The 21,762-nt window shown below is 46.6% G+C and carries 18 protein-coding genes; 2 read left to right on the top strand and 16 right to left on the bottom strand.

Going from position 1 to position 21,762, the window contains the following annotated elements:
* Window positions 1-907: 907 nt before the first annotated feature.
* The 9 genes from ABWW58_RS15790 to ABWW58_RS15750 form a co-directional block, all read right to left on the bottom strand.
* Complete coding sequence (locus ABWW58_RS15790) at window positions 908-2,197, bottom strand: MDR family MFS transporter (RefSeq protein ID WP_353870037.1); 1,290 nt, start codon at window positions 2,195-2,197, stop codon at window positions 908-910.
* 479 nt (window positions 2,198-2,676) lie between these two features.
* Window positions 2,677-3,669, bottom strand: coding sequence for a D-2-hydroxyacid dehydrogenase (locus tag ABWW58_RS15785; RefSeq protein WP_353870036.1), 993 nt, complete (start codon window positions 3,667-3,669; stop codon window positions 2,677-2,679).
* Window positions 3,670-3,747: 78 nt separating this feature from the next.
* Window positions 3,748-4,929 carry an MFS transporter gene (locus tag ABWW58_RS15780; RefSeq protein WP_353870035.1) on the bottom strand — a complete coding sequence of 394 codons (1,182 nt, stop codon included), beginning with the start codon at window positions 4,927-4,929 and terminating at the stop codon, window positions 3,748-3,750.
* A 173-nt stretch (window positions 4,930-5,102) separates the two neighbouring features.
* Window positions 5,103-5,963, bottom strand: coding sequence for a D-amino-acid transaminase (gene dat, locus ABWW58_RS15775; protein WP_353870034.1), 861 nt, complete (start codon window positions 5,961-5,963; stop codon window positions 5,103-5,105).
* 285 nt (window positions 5,964-6,248) lie between these two features.
* On the bottom strand, window positions 6,249-7,310 hold the full coding sequence (locus tag ABWW58_RS15770) for an iron-containing alcohol dehydrogenase family protein (RefSeq protein ID WP_093671299.1): 1,062 nt from the start codon (window positions 7,308-7,310) through the stop codon (window positions 6,249-6,251).
* Complete coding sequence (locus ABWW58_RS15765) at window positions 7,297-7,968, bottom strand: MtnX-like HAD-IB family phosphatase (RefSeq protein ID WP_353870033.1); 672 nt, start codon at window positions 7,966-7,968, stop codon at window positions 7,297-7,299. The genes ABWW58_RS15770 and ABWW58_RS15765 overlap by 14 nt, the downstream gene beginning before the upstream one ends.
* A gap of 275 nt (window positions 7,969-8,243) precedes the next feature.
* Entirely contained in the window at window positions 8,244-8,825 is a 582-nt protein-coding gene (locus ABWW58_RS15760) for a competence protein ComK (protein ID WP_353870032.1), read from the bottom strand.
* A gap of 705 nt (window positions 8,826-9,530) precedes the next feature.
* Window positions 9,531-10,595, bottom strand: a complete 1,065-nt coding sequence (locus ABWW58_RS15755; protein WP_353870031.1) for a PTS sugar transporter subunit IIC — start codon at window positions 10,593-10,595, stop codon at window positions 9,531-9,533.
* Between the two features lie 169 nt (window positions 10,596-10,764).
* A complete protein-coding gene (locus tag ABWW58_RS15750; RefSeq protein WP_353870140.1) occupies window positions 10,765-13,092 on the bottom strand; it encodes a YfhO family protein in 2,328 nt (775 codons plus the stop codon).
* Window positions 13,093-13,183: 91 nt separating this feature from the next.
* Here ABWW58_RS15750 and ABWW58_RS15745 point away from each other — a divergent pair, with 91 nt between their 5' ends.
* Together ABWW58_RS15745 and ABWW58_RS15740 are read left to right on the top strand one after the other, a co-directional pair.
* A complete protein-coding gene (locus tag ABWW58_RS15745; protein ID WP_353870030.1) occupies window positions 13,184-13,537 on the top strand; it encodes an aldo-keto reductase family protein in 354 nt (117 codons plus the stop codon).
* An 84-nt stretch (window positions 13,538-13,621) separates the two neighbouring features.
* Window positions 13,622-14,269, top strand: coding sequence for an alanyl-tRNA editing protein (locus ABWW58_RS15740; protein WP_353870029.1), 648 nt, complete (start codon window positions 13,622-13,624; stop codon window positions 14,267-14,269).
* Between the two features lie 192 nt (window positions 14,270-14,461).
* Here ABWW58_RS15740 and ABWW58_RS15735 read toward each other — a convergent pair whose 3' ends face one another.
* The 7 genes from ABWW58_RS15735 to pepV all read right to left on the bottom strand — a co-directional run bounded on the left by ABWW58_RS15735 (window position 14,462) and on the right by pepV (window position 21,423).
* Window positions 14,462-15,292, bottom strand: coding sequence for an energy-coupling factor transporter transmembrane component T family protein (locus ABWW58_RS15735; RefSeq protein ID WP_353870139.1), 831 nt, complete (start codon window positions 15,290-15,292; stop codon window positions 14,462-14,464).
* Window positions 15,264-16,997 carry an ABC transporter ATP-binding protein gene (locus ABWW58_RS15730; protein ID WP_353870028.1) on the bottom strand — a complete coding sequence of 578 codons (1,734 nt, stop codon included), beginning with the start codon at window positions 16,995-16,997 and terminating at the stop codon, window positions 15,264-15,266. Before ABWW58_RS15730 ends, ABWW58_RS15735 begins: the two co-directional genes overlap by 29 nt.
* A gap of 79 nt (window positions 16,998-17,076) precedes the next feature.
* Window positions 17,077-17,634, bottom strand: coding sequence for an ECF-type riboflavin transporter substrate-binding protein (locus tag ABWW58_RS15725; protein WP_353870027.1), 558 nt, complete (start codon window positions 17,632-17,634; stop codon window positions 17,077-17,079).
* A 132-nt stretch (window positions 17,635-17,766) separates the two neighbouring features.
* Window positions 17,767-18,606 carry an SAM hydrolase/SAM-dependent halogenase family protein gene (locus ABWW58_RS15720; RefSeq protein ID WP_353870026.1) on the bottom strand — a complete coding sequence of 280 codons (840 nt, stop codon included), beginning with the start codon at window positions 18,604-18,606 and terminating at the stop codon, window positions 17,767-17,769.
* 129 nt (window positions 18,607-18,735) lie between these two features.
* Complete coding sequence (locus tag ABWW58_RS15715; protein WP_177184676.1) at window positions 18,736-18,903, bottom strand: hypothetical protein; 168 nt, start codon at window positions 18,901-18,903, stop codon at window positions 18,736-18,738.
* Window positions 18,904-19,012: 109 nt separating this feature from the next.
* Window positions 19,013-19,693 carry a YczE/YyaS/YitT family protein gene (locus ABWW58_RS15710; protein ID WP_093671315.1) on the bottom strand — a complete coding sequence of 227 codons (681 nt, stop codon included), beginning with the start codon at window positions 19,691-19,693 and terminating at the stop codon, window positions 19,013-19,015.
* Window positions 19,694-20,016: 323 nt separating this feature from the next.
* On the bottom strand, window positions 20,017-21,423 hold the full coding sequence (gene pepV, locus ABWW58_RS15705; protein ID WP_353870025.1) for a dipeptidase PepV: 1,407 nt from the start codon (window positions 21,421-21,423) through the stop codon (window positions 20,017-20,019).
* Between the last annotated feature and the right edge of the window lie 339 nt (window positions 21,424-21,762).

Genomic DNA, 21,762 nt, shown 5'->3' with positions numbered 1-21,762 from the left:
CGCAACTTAGTTACAACCATTAGAAAAGCCGGGCAAAAAACGCCCGTTCCTTACTTCCGCAGGATGTAAGGACTTTCGCTAAATGCAGTTTTGAATCATCAAGCTTGTCTTGAACAAACAGTTCTAGTTCACACTGGTAGGAAAGTATAAGAAAACATTTAAAGGAAACGAGTGTAAGCGGTCCGAAAAAACGCCGCGTCCTGCGGCTCACCGGACACTAGGCCGTCCATGGTCGTCGCAACTAAGTCTTCGCCTTCGCCAGAGGCTTGGCGAAGCCAAGTTTTCTAATGAATCATTTTGATCCTTGATTAAGTAACGTGGCCGGAATAAAATAAGCGGAGATTTTCCGGCTATTTGCATCATGGTGCTTGTTTTACAGGTAAATAAGGGTAATTTTTCCGCTTATGCACGGAAAAACCCTCTATTTTCACGTTTTTCGATGCGATAAGCGGAATTTTTCCGTCTATTTAAGCTATTTTTTCATTCATTTTCTAAATAAGCGGAATTTTTCCGTTTATTTCTTAGATTGGGCGGCTTACCTAATCGTCCATCCGAATCTTATGACCATATCGTCGTACCGGCAAGGCAGAACGATAAACTTTCTTTACCTGTTAGATAAACCGAGCACAGCCCGGTCCTTAATCTCTAGCCATGTGTGATGGTTTTGTGTCTTTTCGGTGCTGAATTCGTCGCTTCGGTTACTCGCTTGCCGCGGGCGCACCGCGAGCCTCCTCAGACAGGCAGGAATCTGCGGGGTCTCGCCGGCACCTGGTCCCGCAGGTGTCTCGCACCTCCGCTTTGATTCTCGGCCAAGACACTGGTCTATTGGTTTGAAAACGTGCAAAATAATAAACTTTCTTATCTTGCAAAAAAGCCGCACGCGTTAAGCCTGCAGCTTTTCATTTCATTATAGGGAATTCGAGTGGCCAGTTACTCGCAGCCCGCTTCGATCATACATCGAGAACATCACACCGTAACTAATCATACCGAGAAAAGCAATTGTTCCGAGAATCACAAAAGTCCACGAATAGCCAAACCATACGGTCATCGGTATGGCGATCGGAGCGATGGTACGTCCAAGTGAAAAGCGCAAGCCTGACGCCGCAAAATACTGAGCGCGCAAATTTTTCGGAGCCAGCTTGGCGATGAAGCTGTCTTGAACGCCGACGGTCATCAGCTCCGCCCAAGAAAAGAGCACAATGCCAAAAAGCAAAAGCCAAATGTTCCGCGTCGATCCCATCAGGATCATGGCAATTCCATAGCAAAAAGAAGAACCCATAAACACATTGCCCTCACGAAATTTCGTCATCCATTTGGTCACAATAACCGTCAGAAGCGCCACGCAAAGCCCGTTCATCGACACCATGACACTGAACAAGTTTCTTCCGGTGATTTCCACCTGCCAATTGCCAAACGAAAACAGCGTCTGAATCGGCACCTTATTCGTCGTGTACACCGCGATCAGCATATCAAGCTGCATAAATGTCTGAGCGACCAGTACACCGGCCAATATGTAAAGCAGGAAAATGTGATCCGTGAAAATGACTCGATAATCACTCAACTGATCAATCAAATGGTTCATCCAGTTGGGTTTTTCTTCTTGATGAGTCTCCCGCTCTGCTTGCGGCGCTGTCTCATGAATCCAGTGCTGCAGTGCCCAAATCAAGCCGGCACTCACAGCGGTGCAAATCACCAAAAATAAAAAACGCTCATTGAAAAAGAAGATTGCGCCTAGCAGCGGTCCAATAACAACCGTTACGTTAATTGACGTATAAAATACTGCGAACACGCTTGCCCGATGCTGCTCAGGAACGACATCGGCGATCATTGCGCTGCTCGCCGGCCAGTACAGTTGACCGAACAAGCCAAGCCAAGAAAAGCTGATAAACGTCAGCCATGGCGAGACGAGCCAAGGTGAATTCGCGAAGGCAAAAAACGCGAAACATACCGTCTGGCCAATTGCGGAAAAAACCATCATCCGTTTCCGACCAAAGTGATCGGCGCAATAGCCGCCGAAAAGTCCGATTACAACACCTAGAACTTGTGAAAGAACCAGCAGCATTCCGGCCATTTCCTGACCGAAATGTTCCGAAAAATAGATTGCCATAAACGGAAAATACATCCAGAAAAGAACATTGAATAGTCCTTCACCAATAAGCCGAACTTTTAAATTTATATCCCAGTCACGCCACTTCATTAAAACTACCACCTTCTCGCCAAACTAAAAAAGAGTCCGCGCTCGGCAGTCGTACACCGAGCAACAGACTCTTTCCATTCTAAAGTCCTGAGGCACAGCTACGCTTTTCTCTGACCCTTCATCCGATTTCGTGGCAAAACAAATGTCGCTGCTAAAGCATTCAACTTTTCATTTACCGAGAAAATCGTTTTGTGATTACGCGCAGTCATGGTTCAACCCTCATTTTTCATTATATAAACTAATTATTTTCTACCCAGTTCATTAAGCTTCATCTGTGACAGCCTTTGCATTATACGTTATATTTTGCCGTTTGACAAACAGGATGCTAATTATAACCGAGCAAAAAGCGCCCGATCCTCTGCCACCACTCCGGCATTAAGCATCAACCTTGTGCCGGCACGCTGATCCCGCAGGCGTCTAGCGCTTTCGTGTCTGGTTTACACGTTTGCTTCGTCTTCTTATTTTTTGAAAGATACCGTCTAATAACCGAGTTCTTTATTAACCAAATTGAGCAGGGGGCGTCCCTCCACGTAACGGTGAAGATTCTCAATAAAGAGATCCATGTAGCGCCGAGATGTATGCGCCGAATAGTAGGCACGATGAGGCGTCACAATCACACGATCCATCGTCCAGAATGGATGAGCAGTCGGCAGCGGCTCTGCCTCAAACACGTCAAGTGCCGCGCCGGTGATCCGGCCGTCTTTTAAGCACTTCTCCAAATCCGATTCAACGATCAGATTACCGCGGCCGATATTGACAAGATAACTGCCCGCTTTCAGCATTCCCAACCTTTTCTTATCAAAGATATGAACGGTTTCTTTTGTCGAAGGCAGTGCCAGAATGGTAAAATCCGACTGAGCCAGTACTTCATCCATATGCTCCATGCCGACAATCTGATCTGCCGGATCCTGATCCCCATGCCTTTTCTTCGGATTTCGCCGGCAACCAATTACTGTCATGCCGAACGCTTTGCACCGGCGAGCAATCTCATAACCGATCTCGCCATAACCGATAATCCCTACCGTCTTCCCCGCAAGGTCATCGACAGGTGCTTCGTCCCACTCGCCGGCAATTTGTTTGCGGACAAAATGCGGTAGTTTTTTCGCAAGACCTGTAATCATCGCCAGCACGTGCTCGGCAATTGGAACGGAGGTGCAGCCTTTTGTATTGGTAATCTGTAAACCATGGGCAACAACTTCTTGGCGCAGCATCATGTCGACGCCGACACTGGTCGATTGTACCCATTTAAGGTTTGTCGCTTTAGGTAGGATTTTCAGATCATCACGATACCCCGCTGTCAGCATCACATCACATTCAGCGAGTGCGCCAAGCGGCTCAGGCTCAGGCGTTCCGTATGGCCATGGATCATAGACAATCTTCTGGCTCACATTCACGAGCTCGTGAAGATAGTCATTTGGCAGTACATCCCGAATGTAGATAATCGGCTGCTTTCGCTTTGTATCGAATTTCATTAGTACCGTCTCCTCCTTCTTCTGAGCCCTCTGAAACTATGTTTTTTGAATCTATTTTGTCTTCTTTATATAGGTCACTTATCTTGCCGCGTACTCATTCACAGGAGGATGATCTGTCCGCTTTTTTTCACGGAAAACGAATACCGCAAGCGTTATCAAAACAAGGGCGGTCGCCCCCCAAAAAGGCGCAGCATCCTGGTAGAAAAACAACCAGCCGGCGAGTAGTGGTCCAATGCTTCGTCCCAAACTATCCATTGCCTGCTGCAGACTCATCACCATCCCCTGCCCGACAGTATCTTGTTTGGACAGGAGCGAAACCAGCGTTGGCTGAACCAATGCGTTACCGATTCCGATCAGCGCGCAGCCAAGAAAAATCATCCACACCGATTGCGAAAATGCGATGCATGCGTACCCACCCGCATTAATGAGCGATCCGAGTTTTGCGATACGCAGTTCACCGAGTTTCCTGTAGATTGTGCTCATGACAAATACTTGCAGAATAACGGTGGCCAAGGATTCCGTGCTGAACGCGAGACCTGTCTGACTCGCGTTCGTGCTAAAGCGTTCAATCATAAAATAGCCGAGCATCGAGAAGAATCCGGATGCAGCAACAGCAATGCCAAAGGTCATCAGAAACAGTTCCCAGCAACCAGGCTGAATTAGGATGCCAATGGATTTCACAAAGGACGGGTTATCTTTTCGAGCCGCTTTTCGCTTTGATTCTTTGAGAAAGATGATTGCGAATGGAATCGTGATAAAACTGAGAAGCGATGCCACGATAAACGGCATGTTGATTCCAAAAGGTGACAACACGCTTCCGACGACTGGACCGCAAAGAAAGCCGAGCGTATTGGCCGCCGCCATTTTCGCAATCACCGGCCCGCGCCGCCTCTTGTCATACACATCGGTGATCATCGCGTAAACCGCCGGCATGGTTCCCGTAGAAACCATCGCCCCGATGATTCGGATCCAGAGCAATTGAGTGTAGCTTTGGGCGAAGATCATCAGAAGAAAAGCGATGCCAAAGCCAAACAGTCCGAAAACAAGTATCGGTTTGCGACCCAAACGGTCGATCAATCGACCCCAAAACGGAACAGTCACAAATTGAGAAGACGCCCAACCGGTAATCAGCGACCCCATCTGAAACGAATTAAGTCCAAGATGGGCGGCTAGATAAGGCAGTGCCGGAAAAACGATGCCGTAGCCCGTCATCGAAAGAAACATGATAAAAGCCAATAAATAAAATGAACGTTTTGACATTGATACTCATCCTGCCCCAGCTATGATGTCTTTGCGTGAAAAAACAGCCATTCATTCTGATAGCGAACAGCTGCTTTGTTGCCAACTCTCTAATTTTACGATAATTATATGAAAAGGTCACTGGATTTCAGACAACTCAGGCCGCCTTTTTCCCGTCTTTCAAGAATATTAAATTAATCTAGAGTATCAGAAATAAATCGCTCAACTTCACCGTTGAATGCGTCGAGCAGTCGTTTTGAAATCGGTCCGGGCACGCCGTTGCCAATCAATTGCTCGTCAATCTGAATAACCGGGGCAACACGCTCACCGGTACTGGTAAGGAATACCTCATCCGCGTGCAGTAGTTCATCCGTTGTGTAGGTCCGCTCCTCAACCGGGATACCGAGCCGTTCAGCAAGCTGAAGCACAAAGATTCGCGTAATTCCGTTCAGGATGAAATGATCGGCAGGGTGGGTAATCAAGATACCGTCCTTTACCATGAATGCGTTGCAGGTAGTGCCTTCGGTCACCACACCGTCACGGTGCAGAATCGCATCCGCAGAGCCTTTCTCGAACGCTTCCTGATTTGCCAGCACATTGCCGAGCAGGTTCAGCGTCTTGATGTCACAGCGAAGCCAGCGAATATCATCAAGCAGACTCACTTTGATTCCGTCCGGATACAAGTCTTCGTCCTTCGTCGTCGCCTCGATACTGCCGGTAAGCACGCAGTCGATCTTTTCCAGTGGGAAACGATGTTTTCTGGCGATCGCGCCACGTGTAATTTGGAAATAAATATAACCGTAATCCATCTGATTATCGCGAATCAATTTGTCCAAGTTTTCCACAAGGTGGTCCGTATCATATGGAAGTGAAAGCCGGAGTTCACGCGCGCTCCGTTCGAGCCGTTTCATATGGAGGTCAAGTAGAAACATTTTTCCGTTATAAACTCGGAGTGCCTCATAAATCCCGTCTCCGAATTGATAGCCGCGATCTTCCATGTCGACTTTGCCTTGCTCCCTCGCCAGAAACGAGTCGTTGTATAAAATGGTGTTCATTATGCTGTTCCCCTCTCCGCTACTGTTCATTTCATCAATGCTGCGTTTCCGGATTATGACCGCCGATTCGAGTTCATCAGGCAGCAGATCCGTTCCGTTCTTAATTCATCTATTATACCTTGCCGGTTGAACTTGCCTCAACCATTTTTTGCCTCAATTCATGTAAAAAAGCAAAGACACAAGTGCATCTCCGCTTAAGGGATAAGTCAATTCTGATTTTTCTTAAAGCCGATATTGTGGAAGTTGTATCAAAGACAACTTTTCGTCTTGTGTTAACGTTGATACTTAAGCAAGAATATCCTTCAGAATCGGATCGTCATGCAGGATCTGGTGAGCCAATTCACGATAGTTAGCGACATGGAGGAATGTATAGCGCATCGGTTTCATTTCCGGCGCTCGATCAATGGCCATATCGAAATCAGCCATCGTCATGCCAACCGTTTTGGCGAATGTGAAAAATCCGGTATCCTGGAGTACCTTTGTGATACGTTCATAGCGATGGTTCTGTACCTTGCTCATCAAATACGAGGCAACGCCGACTTGAATACCGTGCAGCTGCGGCTTCGATGAGAACGTATCAAGCGCATGTGAAATTAGATGCTCACTGCCACTGGTCGGCGCGCTGTTACCCGCGATTTCCATTGAAATTCCCGCCATTGTCAGTGAATCTACGAGTTCTTTAAGGAAGAGATCATCGCGAATTGTACCGAAGTCGGTGCGGACGAAACTGTTGACTGCCTTTTTTGAAAGCATCAGAGCGCAGTCATCCACCCGTGTGTGTCCGTTCTGTTCTTCAAAGATCCAATCCTCGGCTGCTGTGATCTTCGAGACAAGGTCGCCGACACCTGAATAGATAAAGCATTCCGGCGCGTTTTTGACAACATCAATATCAATCAAGATTCCGTATGGCATCTTTGCGTGTACGGAAATGCGGCGTCCGTGTATCGTAAGTGAGGTATTGGAACTGGAAAATCCATCGTTTGACGTCGAGGTCGGCACACTGATAAACGGCCATTTACGCAGCAGCGCGGTATACTTGGCCGCGTCCAATGCCTTACCGCCTCCGATGCCGATCACCGCCTCCGTCTGGAAAGGGAGTTGAAAGGCGTGATCGACGACACTGTCAATATCAATGTCGCTGACCTCTTTCGTTTCTAGAATGTCAATCCCCGCTTCTTTCATAGAAGCAAACACTTTTTCTCCAAGCATATCTGTTAAACCCATGCCGAAAAAAATAACGACCTTCTTAAATTGATGGCGACCAAGCAGCCGTCCGATTTCCGCTAAATTTCCTTTTCGTACATCGAGTAATGAAGGAACAACAATCTGGTGATTATCGGCTCCCATTGATGATGGCCTCCTCATGTGCGGCAAGATAGTTCGCTACATCTTTAAAATTAGTGATCGCGACATACGACTTGTTTTCTTGATCAAGCAGTGGCTGAAGCTTCCCTTTGGCAAAAATAGTGTCTGACAGCATTGCCGCTTTCAAGTCAGGCAAGCTGTCTCCCGCGAAAAATACTGTATCATAATCCTTCATTAAATCCTTCGCAAGCTTCTGTTTATCAATCCCATACAGTTCCGAGTAATAGGTGCCGTTCGGGTCCGGTTTCAATTGGATACCTCTGTTCTCGTAGACTCCGGGATTGGAATAAATTTTCACATCTGTTATACCCTGTTTTTCGAAAATATGTTTAATGTAGTAATCTGTACCAGCGCTGATCACTACAAATTCTCCACCCATATTTTTGACTTGTTCGATTACACGTTTCGCATCAGGATCAAAAGGAACGGCGTCAATGTCCTCATCGATTTGAGCTTGATCACGATCTATCGAACTGAACAGACGGCTTAAATAATCGATATCAGTCATGACTTTCTTATCCCAGTCATCATAGAGTTTTTCGCGTTGATCGGCGAAATGGCGGTCAATAATGACATGGAAGAAATCTTTATCGGATAATGTTCCGTCAAAGTCGGAAAGAAAGAGGAATGATTTTGTCATATAATAATACTCCTTTATCTCTTCTGTTATATTACAGATTAAGTATAACAGATAAGCAATCGTTTTGAATTTTATGGAAACGTAACCAATGTGTCAAAGTGATGAAGATCGAAAATGATTTTCTTTTGGTTCCAAACAATCCGCGTAAATGCGTTAGTTAGTATGCCTTAATCTTTGTGTTTTCATTTTGAATTTCAACGCACATGCAACGAAAAAAACCGATGATCAGTGAATCGTGATCATCGGGAGAACCTATTTTAAAGCTTATCTAGTTGTCACTCATCAGTGACAAGGTCATCACCATCGATATCAACATAATAAGTACCGTTCTCTTTCAGAATGATCGATTGCGGTTTGCTCTCTTCTTTTGGTTCTGCGACGATTGTATTCGACCTCATCCGCTTCTGAAGTTCCTTACTGTATTGCATTGCGCGCAGCATACGACCGCTGAATGGTCCTGAGTTCATCGGAAGCTTAATCTCTTTGTCCCGCGATAACAATACAGAAACATAGCCTTTTTCGTTACTGTCGTTCCAATTGTGAACATGCATGAATGCCAGCCAAGCACAATAATCAGATCGTTCGGTCATCGATGAGATAAAGATGATTCCCAATTCTCCGCAGACACAAATCGGCGGCATACTCTTATAGCCCATATCCATGGCGACTTTCTTTCTCCCGCGATAAGTGGAACCATAATAGCCGCATGAATCCTCAACAATCCTTTTCGGCATTAGTGTCACACAGCACTTAGCGTTTTCTTCGATGACCAACGTGCCTAGACTTCCATCAACGAAACTACAAGGAAGTAACGCCATTGTCTCCGGACGAATAATATACTGTTGTAAAATTTCCATAAACATGCTCCTATCTCATTTAGCATTTTTTGGGTATAACCTTCACAAAGACACGGCGTGTGGACTCTCATATGAGTTTGGAATTAACCGCTCCAGAGGAAAGGAAATTCAGCGGTTATTAAATTAGGAGAAAACACAGGTATTTAGTACTCTGTATTTATACCTAAAATTATATATGGATAAACAGTAATTAATCAAGTGTTTATTAGCATTATTTTCTGAAAAAAGAATCAATTTCACAAATTGTTCAAATACGAGCTATATTTTGCTTTTTATAAGATTGTACACAAAATTCCGTTCATCCCTACATATGCGCTAAAAATTGCACACAGAAAAACCGGGCAAAGAGCGGCCGGAATAAAATAAGCGGAGGTTTTCCGGTTATTTACACTCCGAAGCTTGTTTTGCAGGTAAATAAGGGTAATTTTTCCGGTTATGCAAAGAAAAATCCTCTATTTTCACGTTTTTCGATTCGATAAGCGGAATTTCTCCGTCTATTTAAGCTTTTTTTTATTCTTTTTTCTAGATAAGGGTAGTTTTTCCGTCTATTTATCAGATTGAGCGCTTACCTGATCGCCCAGCCCAACCGAATCTTATGACCTTATCGTCGTACCGGCAAGGCACAACGCTTTACTTTTTTAACTTGGAACAACAAAAACACCGGCATCTAAAGGATACCGGTGCTTCTTTGATTTATTTATAGGATTATTGCTTTTCGATGTAGTCTTCCTTCGTGTAGAGGTGCAGCTGCGTGCGGCACAACCATTCGAAGAACCAGCCGAGCGCAAAGGGAATAATAATAAAGACAAGCACAATAATCAGCAGATTGGCCGCTGTTCCGCCGCCCGGCATAAAGCGGATCGCGTTGATCGGGCCGACGAGTCCGGAGAATCCGAACCCTGCGCTGATTGGCGTTCCTTGAATCTTGAACACAACAGCCAAAACGCCGAGAACAGCCGCATTTAAAATAACGGGCAGCAGAATAATTGGTTTACGGACAATCGCCGCAATCATGATCTTTGGCGTGCCGAGTAGTGCAGATAAAGACAATCCGATCGGATTCACACGCATGCCGCCAAGAAACATGCCGACCGCAGCAGCGACAACACCGAGGTTGCCGGCACCGGACGCGATGCCGCTCATGCTGATGGCTGTCGCAATGGCTACGGTTGAAATAGGCGAAACAATAATAATTGAGAAACTGACGGCGACAAGAATGCCCATTAGAATCGGCGCCAGCGCAAAATAGCTGTCAACCAGCTGACCGACTGCCATTGTGATTTTGCGGACATAGGGCAGAATCCATAAACCAATACCGCCGGAAACCACGCAGACAATCGTCGGCAAAAAAAGTGGCGCGAATGCCTTTAACCGGTCACCGATGATCAAGACAACACCAACGGCAATACTTGCGGTCAGCAGCGTGTTGATCAAATCGCCCATGCCGGTCACAAGGACACCGTTCGGCGTAAAATTCAACGCACCGGAACCAATATAAGTCGCGGACGCTACCGAAACCATTTGAATCGGATTAAATTTGAATCGAAACGCAATCGCCGTCCCAATCAACAACGGCACTGTAAACATAATGATCGTGACAATTTGCAAGATAATGGCGAAAATCGGCGCATGTGGCGCTAGTGCCTTGCATAGTTCACTAAGCAATGCCGACGGAACTAATCCGGCGACAATCCCGATAGCAAGACCGGTCAGCACATTGTTGGTGTATGATTTAACCGTCAGTGCATCATTTTTCACTTCATTTGTCAATTTAGGCTGCCTCCATCCTTTTGCTCATCTTTCTATATAATGCCCGTTCCTTGAATAAATGAACCTGCGCCTGCTATTCTACCAAGTAAACGCATGCTTGTCGATAAAAGGTTTTAAAACTAAAAAAAACGCCGGACAACGTGTATTGACTTAGATCCCGGCATTTTTTTCATTCATTAAATTCATGAGATGGCTGCACGCGTCTGCGAAGGAACAGACGGTCTGAGAACAGGTAGGTCGCAAATATGACCATTGAAAGAAGAGCGATCACCGCGCCGAGTCCAAGTCCTGGCGTGCGGTAGTCAAATCGAATATGGTTGGCGCCGTCCCTTACCGGTACAATCATCATACCGTCCGCGTCGATGATCGGTACAGAGATGCCATTGACCTTAGCAGACCATCCTTTGTCATAGGGCACGCTGAAGAAGGCAAACTTATCTGTATTTGCCTGAATGTTTGCGGTAAATCCTCTATGATCCCGATGGAACGTGGTTGATGCCTCCGTCGCGCGCAGCTTCAGATCCTGTTGGTATTCTCCATTAGCCGTTGTAAACAGGTCGCTTTCAGGAAGAGGCACAAGGTAGTTTTTCACTTTTGAAACATCGCTGTCTTTAATGACCACGGCTCGGAGCAGCACCAAATGCTTGTACGCGTCCGAGACATGTTGAAAACGGCTTTGCGTGACATAGTAGTCATAGGTGAAACCGATTGGCAGCACATCCTTATTTTCATAGACATAAACCATCCCGGTACCGTTGTAAAATTGTGTGTATAAATGACCACGGCTCAACTTCACCGTACTTACATAGAAGCGTTCCGACAGCAACGGCTTCAACCCATATGCATCTGCCGGAACAATCGTCTTCACACCCCTTGGCGAACCGATCGACTTATAAAAGTCAAAAATGGAACCATTCACCATGCTTGTGAACGAATTGACGGTCGGCAACCCGGCAACCATCGCCAAGTTCCATCCATCGTCACTAATGCCGATGCGGTAATTTTCCGTTTTCGGCAGGCGCTGCTTCAGTTCTTTTCCTGTCTTAACAACTGTATCATGTATGGCTTTGCCGTCTTGATAGTCATAGATGTTATGTGTTGCAAAAATATTAAACAAGCCCAATCCGCCGCAAAAGATCACGGTGGTTGCAAAGACGGCCGTGTACCAACGCTTGGCATTTCGAAACCGCCAGACGAGATAATAGGTGGCGGCGAGTCCCGCGGCTGCCGCAGTCAGGTAGAAAAGGAACTGATCATAATGGAGAACCGCACTCCGCTGCGTTTCACTCCACGGATAAAAGAGCAGAAAAGCGGCCGCAGCAGCTAAAGCAGTTACCGAAATCAGCAAGCTTTTTTTCAATTGAATTGTCGTTCTCTTTTCGAGGGCAACCGCCGACATCAAGGCCATAATCAGCACCGGCATGTAAAACCAGCGTGCGTAATAGGAAGCGTTCAGAACATAAAATAGACTGTTCAAGAGTGGTACAGCCGCCATGATGATACAACCGATCATCATCCGCCGCATCCAATTTCTGCGGCCAATCATCATTGTGAGTACTAGAACCGGCCCAAAAAGCGGCAAATACGCACTGCTCGATGAGAAATCCGATGGAAAAATAGCCGACTGATGCGGCATGAGGTCTGCCGGCATCAGAATTGCCTTAATGAGCTCCAAATAACGGCTTCCGGAATATACAAGCGCGTTCGGCCCATACAAAAATGAATCCAGACGCGGATTTTGCAAGGTGAACAGAATTGCCGGAACAAACAGCAGGCTCGCCATACCGATACCGAGCAGACCTTCCCAGATGATCCGCGGCAGGCGCCGTACATATCGTTTCCAATCTTCAGCTATGTAGCGAAGCACGTAGTAGAGAATTAAGAAGATGACCTCGCCAATAAAGAAAAAGAAGTTTAATGTCGCATTCAAAGCGACGGCCGCGGCAAACCAACCCTTTCTCCGGTCGATGACAAGACGGTCGAAGCCAGCCAAAAGTAATGGAAAGAACGCGACAACATCATGAAAATGGTTGAACATCAGATTAACAGTCGAGAAGCCGGAGAAGGCATATAGAAGTGCGCCAATCATGGCGTAGCGACTATCTGTTACATAGCGGCGAATGTATCCGTACGCCGTCATTCCGGCAACACAATATTTCAGTAAAAACATCGGCCCAATCACATAGGGAAACAGCGACGCAGGAAACAGCAGACTAAGCCAAAAAAAGGGGCTGCCTAGTGTGTAAAAGCTATAGGAAGCGATAAAGTTGCTCCCGAGATCCGTTGACCAGTTCCAGAACCAATCACCGCTTTTAATCGCCTCATTGCTCAGCATATTAAACGGAATCTGCTGATAGTTAAAATCTCCGACCAATGTAAATAATCCCTTATTCGCAATAATTGATGGAACAAACATAATTCCTGAAGTAATGAGGCAAAGTAGAAAAACTTTTGTATAATCGGAACAGTATAGCTTTTTAATAAACTGGAAAATCATCACAATGCAGTACTCCTTGTCTCTCTTTCTCGCAATCTTTGCAGATCTCTTTAATTTTACAACAGCTGTGGGGGATAGAAAGTAATAATAATTGGAAGATTTGACTTCGAAAAGAAAAAGGTATTTTTTTCTACCATATTATTCGTCACGAGTGGCTTATTGTCCTCTGGCTGAAGGCGGGTCACTTAAATCCCAGCTGCTCAAAGACCCGGATGTAATGAAAGCAGCTGTCGATCACCAGGCAACACCGCTTCAGATTCTGCTCGCTTGGTCAATCCGCTATGCGGAATCCGACGGGATCGTTGCTATTCCAAAAGCCGGACGTCCGGAACACGTACTGTTAAACGCACAGGCCGCAGCTATCCGATTATCTGAAGAAGAACAGCGAAACTTAAATCTCGCATTTTCGAAGCCGGCGCGCAAAGTGCCACTGGATATTGTGTGAAATGAAAATAAATTGATTATTTCGTCCCCGTGATTGTAAAATGGTATACTATTTTAAATTTATGACGCTTGTGGAGATGAGCATATGGCCGTTGAAAAAATTTTTTGGAAGGATCCTTATTTAACACAAATCGATGCAGTCGTTACCTCCGTAGCTGAAAATAGTGTCACAGTCAGTCAAACGGTTGCCTATGCTTTTAACGGAGGCCAAGCCTCAGACGCCGGGACTATCGGCGGCTATCCCATTCTTTCTGCAGAAAAGGAAGGCAAAGACATTCGCTACACATTGTCTGATTCACATCAGTTGTACACAGGGGACAGCGTCACGGTCGTGATTGACTGGCCCCGACGTTATCGATTGATGCGGCTTCATTTTGCTGCGGAGTTAGTACTCGAGCATGTATATCAATTTTTTCATCATCCGGAAAAGATCGGTGCCAATATTAATGAAGATAAGGCACGGATTGATTTCTATTGGGAAGGCAGCATTGCGACGATTTTCCCGGAGCTGACGCAGCGCGTGAATCAAATGATCACGGAGGATTTACCGATTATCAGCGCCTTTAGTGATGAACAGAATCAGCGAAGGTATTGGCGCATTGAAGGCTTCGCTCAGGTCCCATGCGGCGGCACACACCTCCGCCGAACCGGAGAGATCGGACCAATTTACCTGAAGAGAAGAAATTTGGGTAAAGGAAAAGAGCGAATTGAAATTTTCTTGCAAGAAGATTAACCAATCGTCCGTCTAAATAGTAAAGTATCCCATGGGGCTTGGTCTCCTATTGGTTCAAGGTGCTTTGACCCACTAGCTTATACCTAAAGACACTTGTGCTGCTTGATCGCCGCGGGCGCACCGTGAAGAGAAGCAAGTGTGAACAACCCGGCACTTAAGTACCGGGTTGTTCACTGATTTCCTGTTAGAGCATCAAATAAAAGGATTATAGTAGCGACTGCCGCGCTGTAACGTCAACCATAGAGACAGAATGAGTAACAGTACGGCAAATAGGACTGCTAAATAATCGATACGGGTAAACGGGCGCCCATGATACCACGTTCGTTTCTTCTTTTTGCCGAATCGCCGCAGCTCCATGGCATTGCTGACGACTTCTATCCGATCCAGCGTAAAAATGATAAGCGGAATGACAATCGCCGATGCCTGACGGATCCGCCGCGCGAATTTCTGCTTTCCGGACAGATCAACGCCGCGTGCCTGCTGAGCTTGAGCGATTTCATGATAACCGCGCTGCACATCGGGAATATAGCGGAGCGTGATCGATACGGCATAGGCGATCCGGTAGCTGACACCAATTCGGTTTAAGGATGCGGCAAATTCGCTCGGCTGTGTCGTTACAATAAAGAGCAGTGCAAAAGGAATGACCGCAAAATACTTTAAGCTAACGTTCAACTGGTAAAAAAGCTGTTCAAACGTCAGTGAATAGATGCCCGGAAGATGAACGAGAATATGGGTTGTTCCATAGATCGCCGTCCCCTGCCGCGGCGCAAAAATATAAATGCCCAGATTGTTAAGCAGAAGAAAAATCAGTATGAAGCTAAGGACGAAAGAGATCTCGCTCAAACGCACCTTGGCAACCCGAAAAATAATCACACCCGCGATCAGCATAAACACAAGCACCCGCGTGTCGAAGGTGGTCATGGCGATCACAGACCAAAGAATAAAACAAATCAGTTTCGCCGCGCCGGTCATCTGATGGATCGGTGTCGCGCGGTCAATGTAGCTGAGCATGTGCATTCTCATCACACGACCGCCTCCCCTGCTCACTCTGAATAAAGTGCTTTACAAATGTCGGCGGGCTTGAAAAACCGACACGTTCAGCCAAATGATACAACGAGGTTGTCTTCAAATTAGCCCGTGACGCGATGTCAGCGTCAGAGAGCAGTTCTGCAGGCGGCTGATCAGCAATCAATCGACCGTCCGCCATCACAAGTGCGCGCTCCGTGTATTCAAGCATCAGATGCATGTCATGGGTAATCATAATCAGCGTCATACCTTTTTCACTGAGCGATTCCAAGAAGCGCATAATCTCTGTATAATGCCGGTAATCTTGACCTGCCGTCGGTTCATCTAAAATGAGCAGATCAGGATCAAGAACTAAAATAGAAGCAATAGTGACCCGTTTTTTCTGTCCGAAACTGAGTGCGGAAACCGGCCAGTTCCGGTAGGGATACAACCCGCAGATTTTCAAAGATTCATAAACACGACGCTTGATCTCTTCTTCAGCGAAACCACGAAGCCTCATCCCGAACGCCACTTCGTCAAAAATCATATTCTGTGAAATCATCTGATTCGGATTCTGCATAACAAGACCGATGTGTTCCGAACGTTCCTTGATCGTCTGCGTGCTAATGTCGCCACCGCCGATATAAATGGTACCTGAATCCGGATGCTCAAGTCCGCAAATCAACTTAGTGAGCGTTGATTTGCCGGCGCCGTTCTTGCCCACCAGTGCGATCCGCTCGCCTTTCCGTACAGAAAAGCTGACATCTTCAAGTGTCGGCCGATCAGATTCATAATGAAAATTGACATGCGAAACGTTCAAAATGGGTTGACCTAGCAGATGCTCCTTTTCTGAAACGGCGGCATGCGTCCATGCAAGCAGGGCCGCTCCGGCACCGTCCAGACTCATGTGGTCCAGCGATTCCGGGTGAAGCTCCGGTACAATCGGAATTCCGGCGCGTTTCAACGCTGTCAAATAGAGCGGCTCACGCACACCGTTTGCTTCAAGAACGCCGGAACAAAGCAACTGATCGGGCGGTGCATCCGCGACGATCTTGCCATCTGCAACAAGCACAATTCGATCAATGCCGATCGCAAGGACATCTTCCACTCTATGTTCAATAATGACCACAGTCACACCCGTCTCTTTTTGAATCCGGTCAATCAAGTGCATGGTCGCTTTCCCCGATGCCGGATCGAGATTGGCAAGCGGTTCGTCAAACAAAAGAATGCTGACCGGGTCAACCAGTACCCCTGCCATTGACACCCTTTGCTTCTGCCCTCCGGACAAATCATGCGGCGATTGATCAAGAAAAAGTTCCATGCCGACCTGCTTTGCAGCTTGCGCGACGGTTTTCTTCATCTCAACTTGCGGAACCGCATCGTTTTCCAAAGCAAAGGCAATGTCCTCACCGACCGTTAACCCGATAAATTGAGCGTCTGTGTCTTGAAGCACGGTCCCGACTTTCTTTGACAAAGCCGGGATACGTTGATCACCTGCATCTCCGCCCATTCGTTCGAGTGCCCCTTTGATTTCGCCTTTAAAGGTATTCGGAATTAAGCCATTAATACAGCGTCCCAACGTGCTTTTTCCAGATCCGGACGGTCCGGTAATTAAGATACGTTCACCTTGGTTAATAGCCAAATTGATATCATACAGCGACGGACTTTCCTGACTTCTGTATTTAAAACTGAATTGTTTGAACGAGATGACCTTTTTATTCATGGCAATCCTTTAATTTTCTTTCCGGCTTGATTAATCATTCGAAAACGTACAGTAAAGATTAATCGGCCAAGAATTTGGTTTATGCTTCTTTTTTCAGACTTCCGACCTTGGTCCGTGTTTGCGTATAAATCCAAATTAAGAGTGTGCCGAAAATACCGACCGTCACTATATCCAAGATTCCGGCTGTAAAGCCCTGAACGAATACTTTGTTGGCCGGTTCGCCATAGATCGAGATATCAAGAATAGGCGCAATCAAGAACCATCCGACGGCCTGCGTCACCACTTGAAAAAGATTAAAAACGGCAATTGATTTCCAGCCGAATTCACCATCGGAAATCTTAAGAAAATGAGAGGCAAGACCAAAACCAATACCGACAATTGCCGACACAACGACCCAGCTCCACCAGACACTTCCATACTGAAGCGCGTCTCCGAGTGAATGACCGATCAAGCCGACCAGTCCACCGGCAACCGGACCGTAAACGACTGCGATCAGCGCTAAAAAAATATAGGATAATTGCACGGTCGTGTTCGGAACAAAACCAACCGGTATGGAGATATAACGAAGGATAATAAAAATAGCGGCACCGATACCTGCGGCAACAATCGTTCGAATAGACAGCCAATCTTTTTTCATCAAAATCATTCCCCTTTGAAATAATAGTATAAAAAATAGATAAGTTCCTTGATGCTGATCCTGCTGCCTGTACTAAAAGAAATAGTCATTACACTGTCCCGGACATCACCTCCTTTGCAATTACAAGATAGTTCAAACTTTGTGCAGTGAAATATGCCAGTTCGTGCCGGTGCCGATCGAATAGGCTTTGGCGAATGAGCCCTGGTTGATCGCGACACCGACATTTTCAAGTGAATTAATATAAAGCAGCGGTTCGCCGATTGCCACTTCAGCAAATGACCGGCCGAACACCATCGTATTCTCGTACACGGTCCGGGTGTCGTTTTTTATTTTTACAGCCAGGCGGTCGCCGCGCGCCACATCCAGTTCGTGAAAAAGCAGATGACTGATATTCGTCCAAAGATTGCCGAAGCGCACATCGAGGATATCAATCGTTCCATTTACCTGACTGTCCTCTCGATAGGAGGGAATGATCGGCAGCTCAGTAACCGATTCGACCGGTACCAATTCGCCGAATTGCTCGTAATCAATGATTCCGGCTGCCAGTTTGGCACCGTTAAAGGCATAAATATCCCGACCGAAAAAAGTGAACGATTCGCCGGCAGTCGGCAATTTGTTTGCTTTCTCATCAAACGTACGCACACTTTCAATTCCTTCGATTTTTTTAATATGCGTCAGCGTCCCGTTGTCGGGTGTAATGATGTATTGATTTTTGCGCGTCCGAGCAATCACGCTGCGGCGTGTTGATCCGACACCCGGATCAACAACTGAGACAAATACGGTTCCCTCCGGCCAATAATTGACCGTTTGCCGCAACCGGTAAGAGGCTTCCCAAATGTTGTATTGCGGGATGTCATGGGTCAGATCATATATTTTCAATTTCGAATCAACAGAATTCGCGACGCCGTACATCGCGCATACCGCTCCGTCGACGAGTCCGAAATCAGTTTGAAAGACCAGTGCATTACTCATTTTGAATCACCTTTCCTGTTTGCAGTCTTTTGCTTCATTATTCCACAGATACTCACTGAAAAATCAAAAACCCCCGTCCTTAATCGATTGACTAAGGACGGGGGGTTAGCTCCGCGGTACCACCTTGATTCACCGGCCACTCGCATGACCGGTCTCAGCGAGTACATGTACTTCGTACGTATACTCCGGTTTTTGCAACAAGAACCTTAACTCGGCTCGGCTTACTTCGGCGATCAGCGCCGTTCGGCTTCGCAGCTCAGAGGCCATGTTCGAGTGCTTGCTTCTGCTCCTTTTCACCGGACGGAGCTCTCTGCTGAAAAGCGCACACTCTACTTCTTCTCTTCATCGCATTTTTATTTTGTACACTCATTATTAGTCGTTTGGAGAAAATTGTCAAGCAAATTTATTATGCTTTCGAATGCTTCACATGATGTAACAGGTGCGGCATACGCCAATGTGTCAACGCGTCCCGGTTCAGATGCAGATGAATACAGCGATCAAAAAACAGAATAAAGTACCCCATGCAAAGAAAACTGATCGCCGTGCCAAGATTGATACCAACCAAATGATGGCGAAACAGCCCGACTGATAATCCGAGTGCGAGAGGAATTCCAAGTGAAATACGCTGCGCGAGCACAACATTTCCATTTAAGTATTTCTCACGTAAAATTTTAAGCAGATCATCAAAAGGATGCAACACCAGATTGACTTGAAAATAAATCGACAGCGCAGCCGCGATACACAGTACTCCCGCAATGCAGACAATGACGCGCAATGCCCAGCCGTTCACTGTCACTGATTGCATAATAAAGAGCCACGCATCAATTAAATAGCCGAAGGACAGCATATAGAGAAAATTAAACACATCCTTGATTCCATTCCAATGCCTTCTGAGAAGGTCATCTGCGATCAGAACGATAATGCCCATAATGATCAGAACATTGCCCACCGTCAAGCCTGTAGCATTCGAAATATTGATGCTCGCCGCCGTCCACGGTGCCGAACCGAACGCTGCCTTTACCGTCAGTGCATTCCCGAATGCATTCAAGAATACGGAAAGAAACAGCCAAAACACACCTTTTGCCATTACTTTTCAATCCTCCATCAAAGCTGTCATGTCGTTGTCACCGTCGCGTGCACCAGGTCATCTCTTCCTTTTTCATCGTCAATCAAACTTCCATTCCAGTTATACAACTGATTGCTTCAATGCGCACTAATTTTGCTTCATTCGGAAGCATGAATAATGTGCAGTCTTTTCGTACTCACATTCTATCAAGTTCTTCCTCAAAATGTAACCACTAATTTTCCTGAAAGTGCAAGAAAATAGCGAGAAAAAAAGCATTCACTTTTCCTCGCCATAACTATTGCTATTCTATGCATTTAGATTTCAATAATCGCTTAAGCATTCATTTACTTTTCAAGATTGCCAAGTTCAGCCATCGCGTCGGCATAGATTTCCGATGCAAGCAGCAAATCATCTACTCTAACATGTTCGTCCACTTGATGACCAGTGTACGGATAACCCGGCATGCAGGCACCAAAGGCAACTCCGGCGTCGAGATACTGAGCGTAAGTACCGCCTCCGCTGGTGAGTAACTCGACATCTTTGAGACCCATATGTTTTTCATAAACCTTTTTCAAAATCTGGACTGCCGGATGCTTCGGATCCATGTACAGCGGTTTGCTTGTGCCGAGTTCACCGATGGATAGGCCAAGCGTCTCAACTGAGGCGGTGAGCGTCTTGGTTAATTCATCCAATGAGGCTTTGATTGGGCAGCGAATATCAAGTGAAACCGTTCCACCCTCTTCGCCGAAGCGGATGACGCCGGCATTCACGGTCAGTTCACCGGACACATCGTCATGATACTTGATCCCGAGCCGTTCGCCGCCAAAGTCATTATTCAGCGTATCAGCAAGCAGATTGACAAAAGCTTGTTCTTCCTTGACGATCGGCAGTTCTTTTAATGCCCCAGCGAGCAAGAATGCTGCATTCACGCCGCCGGCAGGTTCGGATCCGTGTGCCGATTTGCCTTTAACCGTGATTTTAACGCCTTGCTCTGTCTTTTCTGCAGTGAACGGCACTTGGTTTGCTTTGAGTTTGGCCTGCGCATGTGCGGACCATTTCTCCGCCTCACTACCCGACAGTACGGCATAGGCATGGTCCGGCACCATATTGATCCGCTCGCCTGAGTAGAAAGAAGCAAGATGAACCGGGGCATCTCCTGCAGCTTGCGGAAGCTTGATCCATGCGCGAATCTGGCCTTTTTCAGCAAAAATCAGCGGGAACTCAGCGTCCGGAGCAAATCCGAACAGTGACATCGGTTCCAATTCATTGTACTTGACCATGCATTCACAGCCACTCTCTTCATCTGTCCCGATCACGAGACGGATCCGGTTTTTAACCGAAACGCCTGAATCTTTCAGTGCTTTGAGTGCATAATAGGCAGCCATCGTCGGTCCCTTGTCATCAATCACACCGCGAGCATACAGAGTCCCGTTCTCTTCATGAACGGTAAACGGATCGTGTGCCCATTTTCCGGTCGCCGGCACGACATCGACATGGCCAAGCACGGCAATGTAATCCTCGGCATTTTCCGGTCCATATTCAATGTAGCCGGCATAGCCTTGCAGCATCTTCGTCCGGAAGCCGTCGCGTTTACCGATCGCCAGCATTTTTTCCAATGCAGCCAGCGGCCCCGGTCCGAACGGGGCGCCTTCCTTTGCCTGGCTCGCATCCTTCGTACTCGGCACCGCAATCAGTGAGGAAAGGTCTGCCAAAAATGATTCTTTATCGACTTTTGTATTTACTTGACTCATCGTTCCGCCTTCCTTTTTCATCCAAATAGTCGGCGGTTCGCCTCAATGATTCGGGCGAACGCGCACATTGTACCTACTCAGCATTCTAGCACAAAGCAGGGCGGAAGGAAAAAATCGGAAAAAGTGTAGATGGCTCGACTCAGCATCCCCCTGAAGACTCGCGCTGCTTCTGCAACCCACCTCACAAGTTAAGACGGAGTACGCAGTTAAAATGCTTGAGTAAAAGAGCCTATCAATTTTGCATTGTTCAGGCAAAAATATCAGCGCTCAGAGAAAAGAATCAGCGCTCAGAGAAAAGAATCAGCGTTCAGGCAAAAGAATCAGCGCTCAAGCAAAAGA

It is taken from the genome of Sporolactobacillus caesalpiniae (genome assembly GCF_040513385.1).
GTDB lineage: Bacteria > Bacillota > Bacilli > Bacillales > Sporolactobacillaceae > Sporolactobacillus.
This window is presented reverse-complemented; position numbering and strand designations above follow the sequence as displayed.